This is a genomic window from Sphingopyxis bauzanensis (assembly GCF_002205675.1).
GTDB classification, from domain to species: Bacteria; Pseudomonadota; Alphaproteobacteria; order Sphingomonadales; family Sphingomonadaceae; genus Sphingopyxis; species Sphingopyxis bauzanensis.
On sequence record NZ_NISK01000008.1, the window covers coordinates 11,586 to 33,184 of the forward strand.

The window sequence follows — 21,599 nt, forward strand, 5'->3', positions numbered from 1 at the left end:
GGGTGGGGCCTGTGGGCGCAATGCCCTCCCCGCTGCGCCCCGGATCAAGCCCGGGGCTCGCTGCCCCTCCCGCAAGCGGGAGGGGATCAAGTTTAGTAGCCGTTCATCCGGGCGACCTGGTCGATGTGATAATGCACATCACCCATATATTCAGCGAGCGCGCGGTCGCGCTTCATATAAAGACCGATGTCATATTCGTCGGTCATGCCGATGCCGCCGTGCATCTGGACCCCTTCGCGCACCGCGAGGTTGGCGGCGCGGCCGGCCTTCGCTTTCGCGACCGACACCATCAGCTTCGCGCCCTCATTGCCCTCGTCCAGGAGCTGCTGCGCCTTCATCACCGTCGCGCGCGCAACTTCCATTTCGCCATAGAGATGCGCGGCGCGGTGCTGGAGACCCTGGAACTCGCCGATCAGCTTGCCGAACTGCTTGCGCTCCTTGAGGTAAGTGACGGTCATGTCCATCGCGCCCTGCCCGACACCGACCATTTCGGCCGCGGCGCCGGTGCGCGTCGCGGCAAGCAGTGCGTCAAGGATCTCACCGCCCGCATCGACTTCGCCGATCACCGCGTCGGCATCGACTTCGACACCGTCGAGGGTGACGTGACTGGCGAAGCTGGAATCCACGAGCCGCCGCGGATCGGCGGTGACCCCCTTCGCGTCCCTAGGCACCGCGAACAGGGTGATCCCGCCGTCGGTCTTCGCCGCGACAATGCTCATGTCGGCGACATGGCCGTGGAGGACGAAGCTTTTCTTGCCGTCGAGGCGAAAGCCGTTGCCGGCGCGCGTCGCGGTGGCCGCGATGCGGTCGGGGCGGTGCTTGGCGCCCTCGTCGATCGCGAGCGCGATGATCGCTTCACCCGATGCGATCGCGGGGAGCCAGCGGCCCGCCTGCGTGCCGCCCGCTTTCGCGAGCGCGGCGACCGCGCCGACGCTGGTCGACAGGAAGGGCGATGGGGTCAGGTTGCGGCCGATTTCCTCGAGCACGATGCCCGCCTCCATATGCCCCATGCCGAGCCCGCCATGCGCCTCGGGAACGAGCATCCCGGGCAGCCCCATTTCGGTGAACTGCGTCCAGAGCTCGCGCGAGAAGCCGGTGGCGTCGGCGCTGTCGCGCAGCTTGCGCAGGTGCGATACCGGCGCCTGTTCGGCGACGAAGGGCGCGACACTGTCCTTGAGCATCGCCTGGTCGTCATTGTGATACAAAGGCATGGGTCAGGCTCCGGGCAAGTCGAGGATACGCTTGGCGATGACGTTGAGCATGACTTCGCTCGTGCCGCCTTCGATCGAATTGGCCTTGGTGCGCAGCCAGCCGCGAGCACGCGCGCCGCCCTTGGTTTCTTCGCTGTCCCATTCGAGCGCTTCGCTGCCGCCGCCCGACATGACGAGTTCGTGGCGGCGCTTGTTGAGTTCGGTGCCGACATATTTCATCATGTTCGACGACGCGGGATGCGCGCGGCCGGTCTTCCACATGTCCATGAAGCGTTCGCCCATCGCGCGGTACGCGAAGACATCGACGTCGAATGCCGCCATTTCGGCGCGCAGGATCGGATCGTCGAGTTCGCCTGCGGCATTCTTGCCGAACGCCTTGGCAAAGGCGCCGCCGATGCTGACCATGTCGCCGCCCGCGCCGCCGCCCGAGATCATCTCGCGTTCGTGCCCCAGCAGATATTTGGCGACGTCCCAGCCGCGGTTGATCTCGCCGACATATTGTGTCTTCCTCACTTCGACGTCGTCAAAGAAGGTTTCGCAGAAGGGCGAATTGCCGCTGATCAGCAGGATCGGCTTGGTCGTGACGCCCTTGCTCGCCATGTCGAAGAGCATGAAAGTGATGCCCTGATATTTGTTCGCCTTGTCGGTGCGGACGAGGCAGAAGATCCAGTCGGCCTGGTCGGCATAGCTGGTCCAGATCTTCGATCCGTTGACGACCCAATGATCGCCCTTGTCCTCGCCGAACGTTTGCAGCGAGACGAGATCGCTGCCCGAACCGGGCTCCGAATAGCCCTGGCACCAGCGGATTTCGCCGCGCGCGATCGGGTTGAGGTACTGGACCTTCTGTTCCTCGGTACCGAATTGCAGCAGCGCGGGGCCGAGCATCCAGATACCGAAGCTGTCGAGCGGCGAGCGCGCATGGATGCGCTTCATTTCCTGTTTGAAAATCTTGGTCTGCTCGGGGGTGAGGCCCGCGCCGCCATAGGCCTTGGGCCAGTCGGGGACGGTATAGCCCTTGGCCGCGCAGACTTCGAGCCACTGCTTCTGGGCGTCATTCTTGAACACCCAATTGCGCCCGCCCCAGCAGACATCGCCTTCCTCGCGGATGGGTTCGCGCATTTCGGCGGGGCAGTTTGCCTCCAGCCAGCCGCGCACTTCGGCGCGAAAAGCGTCCAGATCGCTCATGTTTCAGGCTCCTCTTCCTGCCCCAAATCTAGGAGCAGTCGCCTGCTTTACGCAAGCGTCAACTTGGGCGGCCCAACCTGCCGTTACGGCGCCGTAGCGTCCGACAGGCCGCCGTTGACGCGCCCTGCTTCGTCCCTAAGCTAAGTGGCAAAAGAAAACGGGAGAATGGGTCATGCGATTCGCAGGCAAGATTGCCGTCGTCACCGGTGCCGCATCGGGAATCGGCAAAGCCACGGTTTTGAAGCTGGCCAGCGAAGGCGCGCATGTCTTCGCTGCCGATATCGACGAAGCGGGCGGACGCGCGCTCGCCGAACAATCGAACGGCAAGATCGATTTTGTCCGCTGCGACGTGACCCAGCCGTCCGACATCGAAGCGCTGATGAACACGGCCGCGGCAAAGGGCGGCGGCATCGACATCGTCTTCAACAACGCCGCGGCGGGCGGTGACCGCGCCCCGATCGACGAGATCACCCCCGAAGGCTGGGACCGCACGATGGACCTGGTGCTGAAATCGGTCGCGATGGGGATCCGCTATGCGGCGCCGCACATGAAGGGGCGCAAGGGCGCGTCGATCATCAACACCGCGAGCGTCGCGGCGCTCGGCGCGGGCTATTCGCCCACCGCTTATGCCGTCGCCAAGGTCGGGGTGCTCCACCTGTCGAAGGTCGCAGCGACCGACCTCGCCCGCTATGGCATCCGCGTCAACGCGATTTGTCCGGGCTTCATCAACACCAATATCTTCACCGCATCGCTCGACGTCCCCGACGCAATGAAGGAACAGGCCAATGCCGTCATCGCCGGGATGAGCGCGCAGGCGCAGCCGGTGGCGCGCGGCGGCCAGCCCGACGACATCGCCAATGCGGTGGCGTTCCTGGCCAGCGACGAATCGTCGTTCATGACCGGCACGCATCTGCTGGTCGACGGCGGGCTGACGATCGGCCAGCGCCACGCCTGGGATCCCGAGGCACCGGGCATGTTCGACGCGCTGGTCGCGATGGAGGAAGCGGCCAAGGCCGGAGCGGCGGCGTGACCACAGCGGCGGCAACCGCCGCGGTGCCGCGCCCCGAAAAACTGCCGGTCTGGCTGAAAGCGACGCACGGCCTTGGCAGCATTGCTTACGGGGTCAAGGACAACGGCTTTTCGACCTTTCTGCTGCTGTTTTACAATCAGGTCATCGGACTCGACGCCGGGATCGTCGGTGCCGCCATCATGATGGCGCTGATCGCCGACGCGTTCGTCGATCCGGTGATCGGAGAGCTCACCGACCGCACGCGCAGCCGATGGGGACGCCGCCTGCCCTGGCTCTACATCGCCCCAATCCCGCTCGCGATCGCGTGGATGCTGCTGTGGAGCCCGCCCGCGATGAGCGACACGATGACGGTCGCGTGGCTGATCGGTTTCGCGATCATCGTACGTTCGCTGGTGTCATGTTGCGAAGTGCCGTCGGTCGCAATCGTCCCCGAACTGACCGGCGATTATGACGAACGCACGGCGGTGATGCGCTTTCGCTTCCTGTTCGGCTGGGGCGGCGGGCTGCTGATCCTGCTGCTCGCCTACGGGGTGTTTTTCGGCGGAGCGAAGGGGCTCGTCGATCCTGACGGCTATTTCCCTTACGCATTGGCCGGGGCGCTGATGATGACGGGCGCCGTGCTGGTATCGGCCGCCGGACAGCATAAGCGAATTGCCGTGTCGAACCTGACCGATGTGAAGCCGGTGATGACGCTGCGGCAGATTTTGCGCGACATGCGCGATACATTGTCGAACCGCGCCTTTTTATGGCTGATTTTTGCGGCGCTGTTCGGCTTCATCAATCAGGGCATCACCTTTTCGATGAACAATTACCTGCTCGGCTTTTTCTGGCAGTTCACGCAGGGCGAGATGGTCGCTTATGTCTTCCTGCTGTTCGCCTCAATGATCGCCGCCTTTGTGATCGTTGGACCCTTGTCGGCAAAGCTTGGCAAGCGCGACGGCGCCATTGTCGCGGGCGCCATCGCGCTGCTGGTCAACAGCGGCATCTATTTCGCGTGGATCCAGGGCGTGTTCCCCGGCTTGCCCGGAAAACCCAGTGTCGCGACGATGTTTGCGCTGGTTTTTGTTTCCAACAGCTTTTCGATCGTCCTGATGATCCTGTCGTCATCGATGATGGCCGACGTGGTCGAAGCGTCGCAGAGCGAAACCGGGCGGCGGTCCGAAGGCCTGTTCTTCGCCGGCTATTTCTTCATGCAGAAATGCGCGACCGGGGTCGGCATTTTCCTCGCCGGGCTGATCCTGTCGTTTGCGGAATTTCCGGCTAGCGCCAAACCGGGCGAGGTTGGCGATGCGGTGCTCGGCAATCTGGCGCTCGGCTATGCGCTGTCGGTCCTCGTCATCGGCCTTCTCGGGCTGATCGTGATGCGCCGTTTTCCGATCTCGCGCGCCGATCATGAGGCGCGGATTGCGATCTTGGGCGATGCGGCGCGCGCCGATGTCGACGCAAGTGGCGCGCATCCGTAACGGAAAATGTCAGTTGACGACGGAATGAGGTAATAATCGGCCCGCAGGGGTTGGCAAAACAGGACGAATCGGTCCAAAGGCTTACGCGAACGTAAACGGAAAGGATGCTTAGATGGATTTCGATCTCACCGACCGGCAGACTCATTGGCGCGACCGGGTGCGCGAATTCATCGAGCGCAAGGTGCGTCCGGCGGTCCCGACGTACAAGGAACAGGACAAGGCGGGCGACCGCTGGAAGGTCATTCCGATCGTCGAGGAACTGAAGGCCGAGGCGAAGGCCGCGGGCATCTGGAACCTGTTCATGCCGCCAAAGTCGGCCGCGCATCATCATGTCGACGAAACGATCGAATTCGAAGGCCCGGGCCTGACCAACCTGGAATATGCGCTGTGCGCCGAGGAAATGGGGCGCATCGGTTTCGCCAGCGAAGTGTTCAACTGCTCGGCCCCCGACACCGGCAATATGGAAGTGTTCCACCGCTACGGGACGCGCGCACAGAAAGAGAAATATCTGCTGCCGCTGATGAACGGCGAAATCCGCTCGGCGTTCCTGATGACCGAGCCTGCGGTGGCGTCGTCCGACGCCACGAACGTCGAATGCCGAATCGAACGCGACGGTGACGATTATGTCATCAACGGCACCAAATGGTGGTCGTCGGGCGCGGGCGATCCGCGCTGCAAAATCGCGATCGTGATGGGCAAGACCGATTTCAATGCCAAGCGTCACGCCCAGCAGTCGATGGTACTGATGCCGCTCGACGCGCCAGGGGTGACGATCCTGCGCCACCTGCCCGTATTCGGCTATGACGACGCGCCGCACGGCCATATGGAGATCGAGCTGAAGGACGTCCGCGTCAACGCCGAGGAAGCGATGCTGCTGGGCGAAGGCCGCGGGTTCGAGATCGCGCAGGGGCGCCTCGGCCCGGGCCGCATCCACCACTGCATGCGCACCATCGGCACCGCCGAGGAAGCGATCGCCAAGATGGCAAAGCGCCTGCAATCGCGCGTCGCCTTCGGCAAGACGATCGCCGAATACAGCATCTGGGAACATCGTCTGGCGCGCGCGCGTATCGACATCGAGATGACCCGCCTGCTCTGCCTCAAGGCCGCCGACATGATGGACAAGGTCGGCAACAAGGCCGCCGCTGCCGAGATCGCGATGATCAAGGTGCAGGCGCCGAACATGGCGCTGAAGATCATCGACGACGCGATCCAGGCGCATGGCGCCGCGGGCGTGTCCGAAGATTTCGGTCTCGCCAACGCCTATGCGCATCAGCGCACGCTCCGCCTCGCCGACGGTCCCGACGAGGTCCATGAACGCGCGATTGCGCGGATCGAATTCGCCAAGCACAGCGCGGCGAGCGACCCGGGCTTTTCGTCGGGCGACATCGGGGTGTCACGCTAAAGGATAATCCGTTCGTGCTGAGCCTGTCGAAGCACCATCCTTCTTTACCACAGGAAAGAGGGACGCTTCGACAGGCTCAGGGCAAACGGCGAGAGAGGGTAGTTTAAATGACCAAAGCCGCGCTTCTGATCGAACCCGGCCAGCCGCTGTCGATCGAGACGGTGCAGATCGCCGATTGCGGCCCGCACGAGGTGCGCATCCGCACCGCCGCCTGCGGGCTGTGCCATTCGGACCTGCATTTCATCGACGGCGCCTATCCGCACCCCCTGCCCGCGATCCCCGGCCATGAAGCGGCGGGCATCGTCGAGGCGGTCGGCAGCGAAGTGCGCACGGTCAAGGTCGGCGACGCGGTCGTTACCTGTCTTTCGGCCTTCTGCGGTCATTGTGAGTTTTGCGTCAGCGGCCGCATGTCGCTGTGCATGGGCGGCGATACCCGCCGCGCCGCCGGTTCGGCGCCGCGCATCACGCGGCCCGACGGCAGCCTGGTCAACCAGATGCTCAACCTGTCGGCCTTTGCCGAAACGATGCTTGTCCACGAGCATGCGTGCGTCGCGATCGATCCCGACATGCCGCTCGACCGCGCCGCGGTGATCGGCTGCGCGGTGACCACCGGCGCGGGAACGATCTTCAACGCGTGCAAGGTGACCCCGGGCGAGACCGTCGCGGTCGTCGGCTGCGGCGGGGTTGGGCTGGCCACGATCAACGCCGCGAAGATCGCGGGCGCAGGGCGGATCATCGCCGCCGACCCGGTTCCCGAAAAGCGCGCGCTGGCGATGAAGCTGGGTGCGACCGATGTCGTCGACGCGATGGATGGCGATGCCGCCAAGCAGATCCTCGAACTCAGCAAGGGCGGGGTCGATCATGCAATCGAAGCCGTCGGGCGTCCGGCCTCGGCCGCACTCGCGGTCGCGTCGCTGCGCCGCGGCGGCACCGCGACGATCCTGGGCATGATGCCCTTGTCGGAAAAAGTCGGCCTGTCGGCGATGGATCTGCTCTCGGGCAAGAAGCTGCAGGGTGCGATCATGGGCGGCAACCGCTTCCCCGTCGATATCCCGCGGCTGGTCGATTTCTACCTGCGCGGGCTGCTCGACCTCGACAGCATCGTCGCCGAAACGATCCCGCTGGAGCGGATCAACGAAGGGTTCGACAAGATGAAGAAAGGCGACGCCGCTCGGTCGGTGATCGTTTTCGATCAATGACGCTCGACGCGCAAAAGGCCTTCAGCGGCACCGTCGCGCCCGAGGGCGCCGACGTGCTCGACGAAGCGAAGCTGACCGCGTGGATGGAAGCCAATGTCGAGGGATTTGAAGGTCCGCTGACCCAGCATAAATTTGCCGGCGGCCAGTCGAACCCGACGTACAAGATTTCGGCGCCGTCGGGCAATTATGTCCTGCGCCGCAAACCCTATGGCCCGCTGCTCCCCTCGGCGCATGCAGTTGATCGCGAGTATAAGGTCCAGTCGGGGCTGCATAAAATGGGCTTCCCGGTCGCGCGCCAATATGGGCTGTGCACCGACGACAGCGTCACCGGCAGCTGGTTTTACGTCATGGCGATGGTCGATGGCCACACGATCTGGGACGGCGCAATGCCGGGATCGACCCCGGAAAACCGCCGCGCGACCTATGAAGCGATGATCGACACGCTCGCCGCGCTGCACAAGGTCGATGTCGAGGCGGCAGGGCTGTCCGATTATGGCAAGCCCGGCAATTATTTCGGCCGCCAGGTCGACCGCTGGACCAAGCAGTATCGCCTCGCCGAGACCGAGACGATGGACGAGATGGAACAGCTGATCGCGTTCCTGCCCGCCACCCTGCCCGAACAGACGCGCACCAGCGTCGTCCACGGCGACTACCGCATCGACAATATGATCTTTGCCAAGGATCGGCCCGAGGTTCTGGCGGTGCTCGACTGGGAGCTGTCGACGCTCGGCGACCCGCTCGCCGATTTCACCTATGTCGCGATGGCGTGGGTGACCGAAAATGGCGGGCGTTCGGGGGTGATGGACCTCGACCGGCAGGCACTGGGCATTCCCGAACTCGACGAGATGGTCGAACGCTATTGCGCTGCCACCGACCGCACCGGGGTGCCCGACATGAACTGGTATTTCGCCTATAATTTCTTCCGCCTCGCCGGGATCATCCAGGGGATCAAGAAGCGCGTGATTGAAGGCACCGCTTCATCGCAGCACGCCAAGGATATGTCCGAACGCGTCCGTCCGCTGGCCGAGCGGGCGTGGGACTTTGCACGAAAGGCCGGCGCATGAGCCTGTTCGATATGACGGGGCAAGTCGCGCTGATCACCGGATCGTCGCGCGGCATTGGCAAGGCGACCGCGGAAGCGATGGCCGAACAGGGCGCCAAAGTGGTGATCTCGAGCCGCAAGCAGGATGCCTGCGATGCCACCGCCGCCGAGATCAACGCGAAGTTCGGCGACGGCACCGCGATCGCGGTCGCCGCGAACATCTCGTCGAAGGACGATTTGCAGAACCTCGTCAACGAGACGCGCGCCGCCTTCGGCAAGATCACCGCGCTGGTCTGTAACGCCGCGTCGAACCCCTATTATGGTCCCGGGCTGGGGATCACCGACGATCAGTTCCGCAAGATCATGGACAATAATATCCTGTCGAACCACTGGCTGATCACGATGGTCGCACCCGAGATGCTCGACCGCGGCGAAGGGTCGATCACCATCATCAGCTCGATCGGCGGGCTGAAAGGATCGCCGATCATCGGCGCCTATGGCATCTCGAAGGCCGCCGACATGCAGGTCGCGCGCAATTTCTCGGTCGAGTTCGGGCCGCGCGGCGTGCGCGTCAATTGCATCGCGCCCGGGCTTATCCGCACTGATATGGCGCGCGCCTTGTGGGAAAATCCCGAGAATCTGAAACGATCGACTGCTGCTTCGACACTGAAGCGGATCGGCGAGCCGCACGAGATCGCGGGCGCCGCGGTCTTTCTTGCCAGCAAGGCAGGGGCATTTACCACCGGCCAGACCATCGTGTGCGATGGCGGTGCCACGATTTCAGGAGGCGCATGATGGGCGCATTGGACGGCAAGATTGCGATCATTACGGGTGCCGGTTCGGGCATCGGCCGCGCCAGCGCGCTGCGCTTTGCGGCCGAAGGCGCGAAGCTGGTGCTCGGCGACAAGACGGCGGCGGTGCATGAGACCGCGCAGCTGGTGCAGGAAGCCGGAGGCGAAGCTGTCGGACTGGAGATTGACGCGGGGGTCGAAGCCGACGTCGCCAAGCTCGTTGCGACCGCGAACGACACTTATGGCGCGCTCGACATCGCCTTTGCCAACGCCGGGATCATCGGCGACATGGGCGGTATTTTCGATTTCGATCCGATCGCCTGGGCCGAAACCTTGCGCGTCAATCTGATCGGCCCGGCGCTGATGGTGAAGCATGCCGGAAAAGCGATGGTTGATCAGGGCCGCGGCGGCGCGATCGTGCTGACCGCGAGCGTCGCGGGATTGAATTCGGGCGCGGGTCCGGGCGCCTATTCGGCGTCGAAGGCGGGGGTCATCAACCTCGCCAAGACCGCGGCGCAGCAGCTCACCACCAGCGGCGTGCGCGTCAACGCGATCTGCCCCGGACTGACCGAAACGGGCATGACCAAGCCAACCTTCGACTATGCAAAGGCCAAAGAGGTCACCCACAAGCTCGGCCAGCTCAATCCCTTGAAGCGCGCCGCGCAGCCCGAGGAGCTCGCCAATGTCGCGCTGTTCCTTGCCAGCGACCAGGCGAGCTATGTCAACGGGCAGGCGATCGCGGTTGACGGCGGGCTCACCAGTTCGCATCCCGTGACGCGCCAGCTGCTTGGCCAGACTTCGCATTGATAGGATAGATATGGGTCACGGTTTCGATACGGCGCGGCTGGACCGCATTCCTGCCTTTCTCGAGGCCAAATATGTCGGCACCGGCCGCCTGCCGCACGCCGCGACCCTGGTGTCGCGGCGCGGCGAGATCGCGCATTTGTCGTGCGTCGGCGAGGCCCGGCCCGGCGCGGCGCTGAAGGACGATGCGATCTTTCGCATCGCCAGCATGACCAAGCCGATCACCAGCATCGCCTTCATGATGCTGGTCGAGGAGGGCAAGGTCGCGCTGTCCGACCCGCTGGTGAAATTCTGCCCCGAGTTCAAGGACACCGGCGTGTTTGTGGCGGGCGGCGGCAACGTGCCGTTCCTGACCCGGCCGCCGACGCAGCCGGTCCGCATGGTCGACTTGCTGCGCCACACGTCGGGGCTGACCTACGGCTTTCAGGAGCGCACCCCGGTCGATGCGGCGTACCGCAAGGCGCGGATCGACGATTTCGATGCCGATTATACGATGGACAGCTTCATCGAAGGGCTCGCCAAAATCCCGCTGCAGTTCGACCCCGGCGCGCACTGGAATTATTCGATGGCGACCGATGTGCTTGGCGCGGTGGTCGAACGGATCGAGGGCAAGCCCTTTGGGCAGGTGCTGCAGGAGCGAATCTTTGGTCCGCTCGGCATGGTCGACACCGGGTTCAAGGTGCCCGCCGACCAGCAGCACCGGCTGACCGACTGCTATGCATTCGACCCGCAGGCGAAAATGAAACCCTTCGACAGCGGCGACAAGAGCCGCTGGGCGAAGGACCGCAGCTTTCATTCGGGCGGCGGCGGGCTGGTTTCGACCCTCGCCGACTATCACCGCTTCTGCTTGATGCTGCTCGGCGGCGGCGCGCTGGATGGTGTCCGCATCATCAGCCGCAAGACGCTGGCGCTGATGACCGCGAACCACCTCGTCGGCGGCGGCGACCTGGTTCAGCACAGCGTCGGCATCTTTTCGGAGGCCGAAAACGCCGGGGTCGGCTTCGGACTTGGCTTTGCGGTGAACGAAAGCCCGGCGCAGACGATGACCCCCGGGTCGGTCGGCGACTATTATTGGGGCGGCATGTTTTCGACCGGCTTCTTCGTCGATCCGGTCGAAGAAATCTGCATGGTGTTCATGACCCAGCTCATGCCCTCCTCCACCTATCCCGTGCGGCGCGAGGTCAAGACGCTCGTCCACGCCGCGATCAATGATTGAACCAACAGGAGCCTGAAATGTCCGAAGAAACCCCCACCTCCGTCACGATGGAAAAGGATGGCGATGTCGCCGTCATCATCGTCAACAATCCCCCCGTCAACGCGCTGAGCTGGCACGTCCGGCAGGGGCTGGAGGATAATTTCGCCGCTGCGCTCAGCGACGACAGCGTCAAGGCGATCGTGCTGCGCTGCGCCGGGACGACCTTTATCGCCGGCGCCGACATCAGCGAATTCGGCAAGCCGCCGCGCGGTCCCGATTTCAACGCGGTGCTCAACAGCATCGAAGCTGCTTCGAAGCCCGTTGTCGCCGCGATCCACGGCACCGCGCTCGGTGGCGGCCTGGAAACCGCGCTCGTCTGCCATTATCGCATTGCCGTCCCGTCGGCGAAGCTGGGCGTGCCCGAAGTGAAGCTCGGCCTGCTGCCCGGCGCGGGCGGCACCCAGCGTCTCCCGCGCGTTGTCGGGGTCGAAGCCGCGGCAACAATGACCTCAACCGGCGATCCGCTGCCCGCCGCGAAGGCGAAAGAGCTCGGCCTCGTCGACGAACTCGCCGGCGAGGACAGTCTCGCCGCCGACGCGATCGCCTTTGCGCGTGCGAAGATCGCCGATGGCCCGCGCCCGACGCGCGAACGCCCGGTGTTCGGCGATATTGCGGTGATCGAACAGCTCAAGACCGCCAATGCCAAGCGCTGGCGCGGGTTCGAGGCGCCTTACGCCAACCTCGCCTGCGTCGAAGCCGCGACGCGCCTGCCTTTCGACGAAGGCCTCGCCTTCGAGCGCGAGCAGTTCATGAAGCTGATGTTCGGCAGCCAGTCGGCTGCGCAGCGCCATATCTTCTTCGCCGAACGTCAGGCGGCAAAGATCGACGGCCTGCCCAAGGACACCCAGCTGCGCGACATCAAGAAAGTCGGCGTCATCGGCGCGGGCACGATGGGCGGCGGGATTTCGATGAACTTCCTGCAGAAGGGCATTCCCGTCACCATCGTCGAAATGGAGCAGGAAGCGCTCGATCGCGGCGTCGGGGTGATCCGCAAGAATTACGACGCGTCGGCCGCCAAGGGGCGCTTCAAGCCCGAACAGGTCGAGCAGATGATGGGAATCCTGACCCCGACGCTCAGCCTCGACGATCTCGCCGACTGCGACCTGATCATCGAAGCCGTTTATGAAAATATGGACGTCAAAAAGGACATCTTTGGCAAGCTCGACAAAATCGCCAAGCCCGGCGCGATCCTGGCGTCGAACACCAGCTATCTCGACGTCGACGAGATCGCGACCGCGACGAGCCGCCCCGGCGACGTGCTGGGCATGCACTTCTTCTCGCCCGCCAACGTCATGAAGCTGCTCGAGGTTGTGCGCGGCGAAAAGACGGCGCCCGACGCGCTGGCGACGGCGATGGCGATCGGCAAGAAGGTCGGCAAGGTCGCGGTGGTCGCGGGCGTATGCGATGGCTTTATCGGCAACCGCATGCTCAAGCCGCGCCAGATCGAGGCGATGAACCTGCTGATGGAAGGCGCCACCCCGGCGCAGGTCGACAAGGTCCACGTCGAATTCGGCATGCCAATGGGGCCGTTCCAGATGAGCGACCTCGCCGGCGTCGACATCGGCTGGCACCGCGACCCCAACCGCATCGAAAGCATTCGCGACGCGCTGTGCGCCGAGGGCCGCTGGGGCCAGAAGAAGCAGGCAGGCTTTTACGATTATGACGACAAGCGCCAGCCGTCGGAAAGCGCGCGGGTTGCCGAGCTGATCGAAGAGTTCCGCACCAAGGCCGGGACGCAAAAGCGCGAGATCACCGATCAGGAAATCATCGAACGCACCCTCTATCCGATGGTCAACGAAGGTGCGCTGATCCTGGCGGAAGGCAAGGCGCAGCGCGCGTCGGACATCGATGTCGTGTGGATCTATGGCTATGGCTGGCCGGTCTATCGCGGCGGCCCGATGTTCTGGGCCGGGCTGGAAGGCACCGACAAGATCGTCGCGGCGCTGGAGAAGCACGGGTTCGAGATCGCGCCCCTGCTCAAGGAAAAGGCCGAGGCGAAGAGCGGCTTCTAATCTCGCTTTCGATTATAATCAGCAGGCCGTCTGTCCCACCGCGGGGCAGGCGGCCTTTGCTTTGGCCTGCCGTCGCCGCGGGTGCGCGCAAATAGTTGCGATTCAGGGTTAAAGCGCTGGCAACATCTGCCGTTACGGCAGAGCATGATGGCCATGTCGTTTTTCGCCCTGTTGCTGCTCACCGGCAGCGTCCCGGTGACCGCTCCGGTGGCGGCGGCGCCCACGAGCGCGGTCGCTATTGCCCGCGCGCGCATATTGGCGCCCGCCGAGGTGCGACGCGTCGATGGCCGGATCGAAGTGTGGACCGGCGAGCGCCGCGCCCCGACGCAGGTGCATCGGGGCGAGCGCCGCGATGGGGGCCAGACGGCGGATTTTTACTGAAGTGCGTCACCCCCGCGAAGGCGGGGGGCGCTGGCAAGTTTGCGCTACGCCGATAGCGGCCCCCGCCTTCGCGGGGGCGACGCTTATTATTGCAACGTCTGGATAATCGCCGAAAAGTCGCGGCCATCCTGATCTGCCGCAACAAACGCCTCATACAGCTCACGCGCCTTCGCGCCCATCGGCACATCCGCATCGACGCTCGCTGCCGCTTCCATCGCCAGACGCAGATCCTTGAGCATCAGCGCCGCGGCGAACCCGCCCTTGTAATCATTGTCGGCGGGGGTCGTGGGACCGACGCCGGGAAGCGGCGCGTAACTGGTCAGTGACCAGCACTGCCCCGACGACACGCTGGCGATGTCGAAGAATTTCTGCGGATCGAGCCCGAGTTTGAGCGCGAGCGCGAGCGTCTCGCAGGTCGCGACCATCGAGGCGCCAAGCAGCATGTTGTTGCAGATTTTCGCCGCCTGCCCCGCGCCCGCGTCGCCGGCGTGAATCACGGCCTTGCCCATCTGCGCGAGGATCGGCTGCGCGCGGGCAAAGCCTTCGTCGGTGCCGCCGACCATGAAGGTCAGCGTGCCAGCGTTGGCAGCGGCAATGCCGCCCGACACCGGCGCATCGACCGCGACGAGGCCGTTGACGGTCGCGGCTTCGATATTCGACCGCGCGGTCGCGACGTCGATCGTCGAGCAATCGAGCAGCAAGGTTCCGGGTGCAGCGTTCGGGAACACGTTGCTTTCATAGACCGAGGCGACATGCTTGCCCGCGGGCAGCATGGTCACGACGGCCTCGGCGCCGGTGACGGCTTCCGCGGCGGAGGCTGCGCGCAGGCACCCCGCCTCAACGGCGCGCGCGAGCGCCTCTTCGCTCAGGTCGAAAGCACGCACCTCGTGCCCCGCCTTGGCAAGGTTCGCGGCCATCCCGCCGCCCATATTACCGAGTCCGATGAATGCGATTTTCATGTCAGCGCCCCTTCCAAACGCCTTCGCGTTTCTCGATGAAAGCGGCCATGCCTTCGGCTTTGTCCTCGGTTGCGGCGAGGATCTGGAACAGGCGGCGTTCGTAGATCAGCCCCTGGTCGAGGGTGGTTTCGAACGCGGCGTTGACCATGTCCTTGTTCACCATCGCGGCCATCGGCGGCATCGCGGCGATCGTGGTCGCGGTTTTCATGGCTTCGTCCACCAACGACTCATGCGCAACGACGCGCGCTACGAGGCCCGAGCGTTCGGCCTCGGCGGCATCCATCATCCGCCCGGTGAGGCACATTTCCATCGCCTTCGCCTTGCCGATCGCGCGGGTCAGCCGCTGCGAACCGCCCATGCCTGGGGCGACGCCAAGCTTGATTTCGGGTTGGCCGAATTTCGCCTTGTCCGAGGCGATGATGAAGTCGGCCATCATCGCCAGCTCGCAGCCACCGCCGAGCGAGAAGCCGTTGACCGCGGCAATCCACGGCTTGCGGATTTTCTTCACGAAATCGCTCGTCCATTTCGAGAAGAAGTCTTCGAGGTAGAAATCGGACGCGGGCTTGTCGGCCATTTCCTTGATATCGGCGCCCGCGGCGAAGGCCTTGTCGCCCGAGCCGGTAAGGACGGCGCAGCGCTGGCCGGGATCGGCCTCGAAGGCGGCGAAGGCGGCGATCAGGTCGTCGAGCACCTTTGAATTGAGCGCATTCAGCGCCTGCGGGCGGTTGAGCGTCACGAGCGTGACGGCGCCGCGCTGTTCGACAAGGAGGGTTTCGTAAGTCATTGCAATGATCTCCTGAAAATCGTCATGCCGGACTTGATCCGGCATCCATTCCGACGGGGCCGCGTGGACCCCGGATCAAGTCCGGGGTGACGAAGCATGGGTGGCAAGGTCAGGTAAGCGGCGTCCATTTCTCATCATCGGGCAGCGGCGCAAAGATCGCGTCGATCCAGTCTTCGGTCACCGCTTCGGGTTTGGCCGGATCCCATTTCGGGCTGTTGTCCTTGTCGACGATCAGCGCGCGCACACCTTCCAGGAAGTCGTGCATCTGAACGACGCGGCTGCCGATCGCATATTCCTGGCGCATCTGTTCCGCAAAGTCGTGCATCTCGCCGCCTTCTTTCAGCTGGCGGAGCGCGACCTTGCATGTCTGCGGGGATTTGCTGTGCAGCGCCGCCAGCTCCTTCACCGCCCACTCGCCGCCATCGGCTTCGAGCGCGGCGAGGATCTCCTCATAGGTGTCGCTGGCAAACAGCCGGTTGATCTTGTCGATATGCTGGGTGACCGCGGCAGGCGGCGCGGTCACCGACAGCTCGCCCAAAATGCCGCCGATGCGGTCGGGATGCGCCGCAATGCGCGCCTTGGCCTCGTCGAGCTTTTCGGAAGGCAGATAATGCGTCGCCAGGCCGAGTGCCAAACATTCGGCGCCGTCGAGCCGCGCGCCGGTGAGCGCGAGGAACACCCCGACGCGGCCTTCGAGCCGCGGCAGGTACCAGCCGCCGCCGACATCCGGGAACAGGCCGATCCCCGTCTCGGGCATCGCAAAGCGGGTATGTTCGGTCGCGACGCGATATTTCGCCGGCTGCGAAATCCCGACCCCGCCGCCCATCGTGATGCCGTCCATGAAGGCGATGATGGGCTTGGGGTAAGTGAAGAGCAGGTGGTTGAGGCGATATTCGGTGTGGAAGAAGGCGCGCGCCTCCTTGCCATCCTTCGCGCCGCTTTCCGCGAGCATGCGGATGTCGCCGCCGGCGCAAAAGCCGCGGCCTTCGCTATGGTCGATGATGACAGCCTCAATGGCGTCGTCGTCGCGCCATTTCAGCAATGCGTCGATCATCGCCTGACACATTGCGAGATTGAGCGCGTGGATCGCCTTGGGGCGATTGAGCGACAGACGGCCCGAGCGGCTATCGACGCTGATCAGCACATCGTTGGTCATTGGCGCAGCAAATCCCTTCCGATGATCATCCGCATCACCTGGTTGGTGCCCTCGAGGATCGAATGGACGCGCAGGTCGCGCCAGAAACGCTCGATCGGATAATCCCTCAAATAGCCATAGCCGCCAAACAATTGCAGCGCGTCGTTGACGATCTTGCTGCCATTGTCGGTCGCAAGCCGCTTCGCCATCGCCGAGAAGCGCGACTTGTCGGGGGCGTTGGCGGTAACCTTGGCCGCCGCCATATAGAGCAAGGCGCGCGCGGCTTCGAGGTCGGTCGCCATGTCGGCGAGCATGAACTGGGTGTTCTGGAAATCGGCGATCGGTTGCCCGAACTGCTGGCGATCCTTGGTATAGGCGACCGCCTCGTCGAGGCAGCGCTGCGCGCCGCCGAGCGAGCAGGCGCCGATGTTCAAACGCCCGCCGTCGAGTCCCGCCATCGCGAAGCGGAAGCCGTCGCCCTCAGCACCGACCAGATTTTCAATCGGCACCCGGCAGTCCTCGAAAATCACCTGTGCGGTCGGCGAGGCATTCCAGCCGAGCTTTTTCTCAGGCGCGCCAAAGCTCAATCCCGGCGTATCCTTTTCGACAACGAGGCAGCTGATCCCCTTCGATTTTTCCTCGCTGGTGCGGACCATGCACACATAGATGTCGTTGTAACCCGCGCCCGAGATGAACTGCTTGGTGCCATTCAGCACATAATGGTCGCCGTCGCGCTTCGCCGACGCCTTGAGCGCCGCGGCGTCGGATCCCGAACCCGGCTCGGTCAGGCAATAGCTGGCGATCTTGTCCATGCTGACGAGGTCGGGCAGGAAACGCGCCTTGATCTCTGCTCCGCCGAAGCGGTCGATCATCCACGTCGCCATATTGTGGATCGAAACATAGGCGCTGGTCGCGGGGCACCCATAGGCCATCGCCTCCATGATCAGCGCCGCTTCCATCCGGCCGAGCCCGATGCCGCCCGATTCCTCGGCGACGTAGATCGCGCCGAAGCCGAGCTCGCCCGCCGCCTTCCACACGTCGACGGGATAATGATGGTTCTCGTCCCATTCCGCCGCGAAGGGCGTGATGCGATCGGCGGTGAATTTGCGCGCCATATCCTGGATGGCGAGCTGGTCGTCGGTAAGCTGGAACTGGTCGGTCATGGTCATTTCTCGATGATGGCTTCGGCTTCGATTTCGACTTTCCATTCGGGCCGGATCAGCGCCGGCACAACCAGCATCGTCGATGCCGGTCGGATGTTTTTGAATGCCGCACCGTGCGCCAGGCCAACCAGATCGGCATCGGCGGCGTCGGTGATATACATGCGGGTGCGCACGACGTCGGCGAAGCTGCCGCCGAGCGCCTCGAGCGCCTCGCCAATGATGGCGATACAGCGGGCGGCCTGCGCGCCCGCGTCGCCGGGGGTCGAGGTGCCATCGGGCTCGATCGGCGCGCAGCCCGCGACATCGATGCGGCTGCCCACCCGAACCGCACGGCTGTAGCCGTAGATCGATTCGAAGGGGGACGCCGAGCTATGATTGCGACGACTGGAATCAGCCACAGCTGATCCGCTCGATCTTGAGCGCGTCGTCATAGGACACGGTGAGCCGGTCGGGGCGGAAGTCCATCGTGACAGCGGTGCGCGGCGGCACCCAGCGCAGCATCGTCGCGCCGCTACCCTTGATGAGCTGGGCGCCGACTTCGGCGGTTGCGGTCTGGCCGACGAGCGATTGCACGCTGTCGGCGTTGCACATCGCTTCGGTGGGCGGCGTCGGGGTCGATTCGGGCGGCCGTTCTTGGGTGCAGGCGGCGAGCGGCAGCACCACGGCAATGGCGAGCAGGCGAATGTCCATCATGAGTCTCCCTTTAGGCATCAGGCACAGCGCGTATAGCGCATCGGACCGGCGTCGGCACCCTCACCCTGATCGCGGCGAACGAGCGTCTTGCCGCCATCGGCGAGGTCGAGTTGCATGCGGCGATCCCAGGTCGCGCCTTCACCGCTGAATTTATAGTCGGCGTCGATGCGGCCCGCATCGCTGCTGCGGACGCGCGCGAGTTCGCCGTGCGATTCGTAAAAGCGCAGGTTTGTCGCATCGACGGTCAGCGCGGTCAGGTCGGTGCCTTTCTTCGCGGCGCAATCGGCGGGTTTCAGCGCCCAGCGGCCGCGGATGGCGGCGGGGATCGTCTTCCCGTCGGTGGCGGTCTGGGGTTCGGGTTTCGCCGGCGCTTCTTCGGACGCATCTGGCAGGTCCGCGTCGACCGTCGTCGCGGCGGGCGCCGCGCGCTCGGTTTCTTGCGACGGCGCGGTCGCTGCCGTATCGTCGGGCGGCGATTTGTCCTCGCCGCCGCTGCACGCGGCGAGCAGCAACAAAGCGGCGGGAAGCATCGGGCGGGTCATCGACATTCTCCTTCGACAGGAGAAATGCCCGGTGCGGCGCGCGGGTTTCATTCGGCCTTGCCTTCGCCGAGCACCTTGTCGCGGAAGACCGCGGTCGCAAGGTCGGTCTGGTTGTAGCGATACCAACGCGGCGCAGGCACGCCCGCAGCCCATGCGAGCGCCTCGGTCAGCGTGCCATTTGCCGAGGGGGTGTCGGGCATTTCCGCGCCGATGGGGTCGGCGTATGCGGCGTCGGCACTGACGACCGTCCAGCCGGCCTTGCGCAGCGCGCGCACCAGATCGCCGATATGAAGCGCAGCGAGATCGGTTTCGTGGAGGAGCAGCATCTGCACCGGCTGGCGACCGGTGACGCGCTCCATCATCGCATCGGCAAAGTCGGCCGCCTCGACATGCCAGCTGACATACAGATCGCCGAGCGCCTTGCGGTCGATCGGCTTGCCGGCCTTCGCCGCTTCGCGCGTCAGCGCTTCGAGGTGCCAGTCCGACGATTCGGCGGTGACATAACCGTTGCGCAGGCCGCGTGCGGCGAGGCCCGCGCGGAGCGCATCGCGCTTGGCCTTGTCTTTCCCCCCCTCGTCCAGAAAGGGAAAGCGGAACCAGGGGCGATAGCCGGGGCGGCCCTTGAGCCACAGCTCGGCCGCGTCGATGTCGGCGAGATAGGCGGCGGTATCGGTCGTATTGAGGCGCGGATGGCTATTGCTGTGGTTCGCAATGACATGGCCCGCAGCGACATAAGCGGCGATGCGCGCTTCGCCGCCAACGCCGTCGCCGCGTCCGAGAGCGCCGGGATTGACGAAGAAGACCGCCTGCGGCGCGTTCGCCTTTTTCAGCTCGGCGATGATCCGCTTGCTGCGTTCGTCGGGCGTGAAGAAGGCGCCGCGTCCGCGCGGTACGTCGTCGAACGACAGCGCGATCATCTTCTGCGCTGCAGCCTGAACGGGCAGCAGCAACAGGATCAGCAGAGGCAGGAGCAGCCGCCGGAGCAAGCTATTACCCCATCGTCGGGATGACGAAGGCGTTCCCTCCGTCGGGCGAACCGTCGGGCCAGCGCTGGGTGATCGTCTTGACCTTGGTCCAGAATTTCACCCCTTCCATGCCGTGCTGGTTGGTGTCGCCGAATGCCGAGCGTTTCCAGCCGCCAAAGCTGTGATAGGCCACCGGCACCGGGATCGGGACGTTGATGCCGACCATGCCGACATTGACCCGCGCCGCGAATTCGCGCGCGGCGTGGCCGTTGCGGGTGAAAATCGCGACACCGTTGCCATACTGATGCTTCGACGGCAGTTCGAGCGCTTCCTCAAAATTGGCGGCGCGGACGATCTGCAGCACGGGACCGAAGATTTCTTCCTTGTAGCTTTCCATGTCGGTGGTGACATGGTCGAACAGGGTCGGGCCGATGAAGAAGCCTTTTTCATGGCCCTGAAGACTGAAGCCGCGGCCATCGACGACGAGCTCGGCGCCTTCGTCGGCGCATTTCTGGATCCAGCCCTCGACCTTTTCCTTGTGCGCCTGTGTCACCACCGGGCCATAATGCGCCTCGGCATCGGTCGACACGCCGACGCGCAGCGCAGCAATCGCGGGGATCAGTTTTTCGCGCAGGCGGTTGGCGGTGTCCTCGCCGACGGGGACGACGACCGGGAGCGCCATGCAGCGTTCGCCCGCCGAGCCGAAGGCGGCGCCGGTGAGGTCATTGACGACCTGGTCGAGATCGGCGTCGGGCATGACGATGCCGTGGTTCTTCGCGCCGCCCATCGCCTGCACACGCTTGCCGTTCGCGACGCCGCGGTTGTAGACATAATGCGCGATGTCCGACGAGCCGACGAAGCTGACCGCGCCGATGTCGGGATGGTCGAGGATCGCGTCGACCATTTCCTTATCGCCATGAACGACCTGGCAAATGCCCTCGGGCAGCCCGGCTTCGATGAAGAGCTCGGCGAGGCGGACGGGGACCGACGGGTCGCGCTCGCTGGGCTTGATGATGAAGGCGTTGCCCGTCGCGATCGCGACGCCCGACATCCACAGCGGGATCATCGCGGGGAAGTTGAACGGGGTGATGCCCGCCCCGATGCCGATCGGCTGGCGCATCGAATAGACGTCGATGCCCGGACCAGCGCCCTGCGTATATTCGCCCTTGAGCACATGCGGGATGCCGCAGCAGAATTCGATGACTTCGAGGCCGCGCTGAATGTCGCCCTTTGAATCGGCGATCACCTTGCCATGCTCGCTCGACAGCATGTGCGCGAGCGCATCCATATTCGCTTCGACGAGGCGCTTGAATTCGAACATCACGCGCGCGCGGCGCTGCGGGTTGGTGGCGGCCCATGCCGGCTGCGCGGCCTTGGCCGCAGCAACAGCGCGATCGAGCAGCGCGGCGTCGCCAAGCGCCACCTGCGCCTGCACGCTGCCATTATTGGGGTCGAACACGTCGCCCTGACGGGCGCTGCCGCCGGCTCCGCCGACGATATGGTGATCAATCTGTCGCATGTTCGAGTCTCCCGTTTCTGGTTGCGGTTGCAACAGACGATGTAGGCGCCATTTGCAAGGGATA

21 protein-coding genes are annotated in these 21,599 nt (G+C 64.5%); 10 read left to right on the forward strand and 11 right to left on the reverse strand.

Annotated elements, in window-relative coordinates; all coding sequences use genetic code 11:
* Positions 1-92: 92 nt before the first annotated feature.
* Together CDQ92_RS19850 and CDQ92_RS19855 are read right to left on the reverse strand one after the other, a co-directional pair.
* Positions 93-1,211 (reverse strand): acyl-CoA dehydrogenase family protein, encoded by a 1,119-nt coding sequence (locus tag CDQ92_RS19850; RefSeq protein WP_088444006.1) that lies wholly within the window; start codon positions 1,209-1,211, stop codon positions 93-95.
* Between the two features lie 3 nt (positions 1,212-1,214).
* The gene (locus CDQ92_RS19855; RefSeq protein ID WP_088444007.1) at positions 1,215-2,396 is read right to left on the reverse strand and encodes an acyl-CoA dehydrogenase family protein; all 1,182 of its coding nucleotides are present in this window, start codon (positions 2,394-2,396) and stop codon (positions 1,215-1,217) included.
* A gap of 172 nt (positions 2,397-2,568) precedes the next feature.
* Here CDQ92_RS19855 and CDQ92_RS19860 point away from each other — a divergent pair, with 172 nt between their 5' ends.
* From CDQ92_RS19860 to CDQ92_RS19905, 10 genes are all read left to right on the forward strand, one after another.
* Positions 2,569-3,426, forward strand: a complete 858-nt coding sequence (locus CDQ92_RS19860) for an SDR family NAD(P)-dependent oxidoreductase (protein WP_088444044.1) — start codon at positions 2,569-2,571, stop codon at positions 3,424-3,426.
* The gene (locus CDQ92_RS19865; RefSeq protein WP_158213917.1) at positions 3,423-4,889 is read left to right on the forward strand and encodes an MFS transporter; all 1,467 of its coding nucleotides are present in this window, start codon (positions 3,423-3,425) and stop codon (positions 4,887-4,889) included. Before CDQ92_RS19860 ends, CDQ92_RS19865 begins: the two co-directional genes overlap by 4 nt.
* 112 nt (positions 4,890-5,001) lie before the next feature.
* Positions 5,002-6,291, forward strand: coding sequence for an acyl-CoA dehydrogenase family protein (locus CDQ92_RS19870; RefSeq protein WP_088444009.1), 1,290 nt, complete (start codon positions 5,002-5,004; stop codon positions 6,289-6,291).
* Positions 6,292-6,398: 107 nt separating this feature from the next.
* The gene (locus CDQ92_RS19875) at positions 6,399-7,490 is read left to right on the forward strand and encodes a Zn-dependent alcohol dehydrogenase (protein ID WP_088444010.1); all 1,092 of its coding nucleotides are present in this window, start codon (positions 6,399-6,401) and stop codon (positions 7,488-7,490) included.
* Complete coding sequence (locus CDQ92_RS19880) at positions 7,487-8,554, forward strand: phosphotransferase family protein (protein ID WP_088444011.1); 1,068 nt, start codon at positions 7,487-7,489, stop codon at positions 8,552-8,554. Before CDQ92_RS19875 ends, CDQ92_RS19880 begins: the two co-directional genes overlap by 4 nt.
* Complete coding sequence (locus CDQ92_RS19885; RefSeq protein WP_088444012.1) at positions 8,551-9,327, forward strand: SDR family NAD(P)-dependent oxidoreductase; 777 nt, start codon at positions 8,551-8,553, stop codon at positions 9,325-9,327. Before CDQ92_RS19880 ends, CDQ92_RS19885 begins: the two co-directional genes overlap by 4 nt.
* On the forward strand, positions 9,327-10,130 hold the full coding sequence (locus CDQ92_RS19890) for an SDR family NAD(P)-dependent oxidoreductase (protein WP_088444013.1): 804 nt from the start codon (positions 9,327-9,329) through the stop codon (positions 10,128-10,130). The genes CDQ92_RS19885 and CDQ92_RS19890 overlap by 1 nt, the downstream gene beginning before the upstream one ends.
* 10 nt (positions 10,131-10,140) lie before the next feature.
* The gene (locus CDQ92_RS19895; RefSeq protein ID WP_088444014.1) at positions 10,141-11,343 is read left to right on the forward strand and encodes a serine hydrolase domain-containing protein; all 1,203 of its coding nucleotides are present in this window, start codon (positions 10,141-10,143) and stop codon (positions 11,341-11,343) included.
* A gap of 17 nt (positions 11,344-11,360) precedes the next feature.
* The gene (locus CDQ92_RS19900) at positions 11,361-13,394 is read left to right on the forward strand and encodes a 3-hydroxyacyl-CoA dehydrogenase NAD-binding domain-containing protein (RefSeq protein ID WP_088444015.1); all 2,034 of its coding nucleotides are present in this window, start codon (positions 11,361-11,363) and stop codon (positions 13,392-13,394) included.
* A gap of 153 nt (positions 13,395-13,547) precedes the next feature.
* Positions 13,548-13,775 carry a hypothetical protein gene (locus CDQ92_RS19905; RefSeq protein ID WP_229667600.1) on the forward strand — a complete coding sequence of 76 codons (228 nt, stop codon included), beginning with the start codon at positions 13,548-13,550 and terminating at the stop codon, positions 13,773-13,775.
* An 86-nt stretch (positions 13,776-13,861) separates the two neighbouring features.
* Here the strand turns inward: CDQ92_RS19905 and mmsB are convergent, their stop codons facing one another.
* The 9 genes from mmsB to CDQ92_RS19950 all read right to left on the reverse strand — a co-directional run bounded on the left by mmsB (position 13,862) and on the right by CDQ92_RS19950 (position 21,535).
* Positions 13,862-14,734, reverse strand: coding sequence for a 3-hydroxyisobutyrate dehydrogenase (gene mmsB, locus CDQ92_RS19910; protein ID WP_088444017.1), 873 nt, complete (start codon positions 14,732-14,734; stop codon positions 13,862-13,864).
* A 1-nt stretch (position 14,735) separates the two neighbouring features.
* Entirely contained in the window at positions 14,736-15,518 is a 783-nt protein-coding gene (locus tag CDQ92_RS19915) for an enoyl-CoA hydratase-related protein (protein WP_088444045.1), read from the reverse strand.
* 109 nt (positions 15,519-15,627) lie between these two features.
* A complete protein-coding gene (locus CDQ92_RS19920; protein WP_088444018.1) occupies positions 15,628-16,674 on the reverse strand; it encodes an enoyl-CoA hydratase/isomerase family protein in 1,047 nt (348 codons plus the stop codon).
* On the reverse strand, positions 16,671-17,816 hold the full coding sequence (locus tag CDQ92_RS19925) for an acyl-CoA dehydrogenase family protein (RefSeq protein ID WP_088444019.1): 1,146 nt from the start codon (positions 17,814-17,816) through the stop codon (positions 16,671-16,673). The genes CDQ92_RS19920 and CDQ92_RS19925 overlap by 4 nt, the downstream gene beginning before the upstream one ends.
* A gap of 2 nt (positions 17,817-17,818) precedes the next feature.
* Positions 17,819-18,214 carry a RidA family protein gene (locus tag CDQ92_RS19930; RefSeq protein ID WP_229667601.1) on the reverse strand — a complete coding sequence of 132 codons (396 nt, stop codon included), beginning with the start codon at positions 18,212-18,214 and terminating at the stop codon, positions 17,819-17,821.
* Complete coding sequence (locus tag CDQ92_RS19935) at positions 18,207-18,509, reverse strand: I78 family peptidase inhibitor (RefSeq protein WP_268239203.1); 303 nt, start codon at positions 18,507-18,509, stop codon at positions 18,207-18,209. Before CDQ92_RS19935 ends, CDQ92_RS19930 begins: the two co-directional genes overlap by 8 nt.
* Positions 18,510-18,526: 17 nt before the next feature.
* Positions 18,527-19,051 carry a hypothetical protein gene (locus CDQ92_RS19940; RefSeq protein WP_088444047.1) on the reverse strand — a complete coding sequence of 175 codons (525 nt, stop codon included), beginning with the start codon at positions 19,049-19,051 and terminating at the stop codon, positions 18,527-18,529.
* Between the two features lie 47 nt (positions 19,052-19,098).
* Positions 19,099-20,037 (reverse strand): polysaccharide deacetylase family protein, encoded by a 939-nt coding sequence (locus CDQ92_RS19945; RefSeq protein WP_229667602.1) that lies wholly within the window; start codon positions 20,035-20,037, stop codon positions 19,099-19,101.
* A gap of 4 nt (positions 20,038-20,041) precedes the next feature.
* Complete coding sequence (locus tag CDQ92_RS19950; RefSeq protein WP_088444021.1) at positions 20,042-21,535, reverse strand: CoA-acylating methylmalonate-semialdehyde dehydrogenase; 1,494 nt, start codon at positions 21,533-21,535, stop codon at positions 20,042-20,044.
* Positions 21,536-21,599 lie beyond the last annotated feature (64 nt).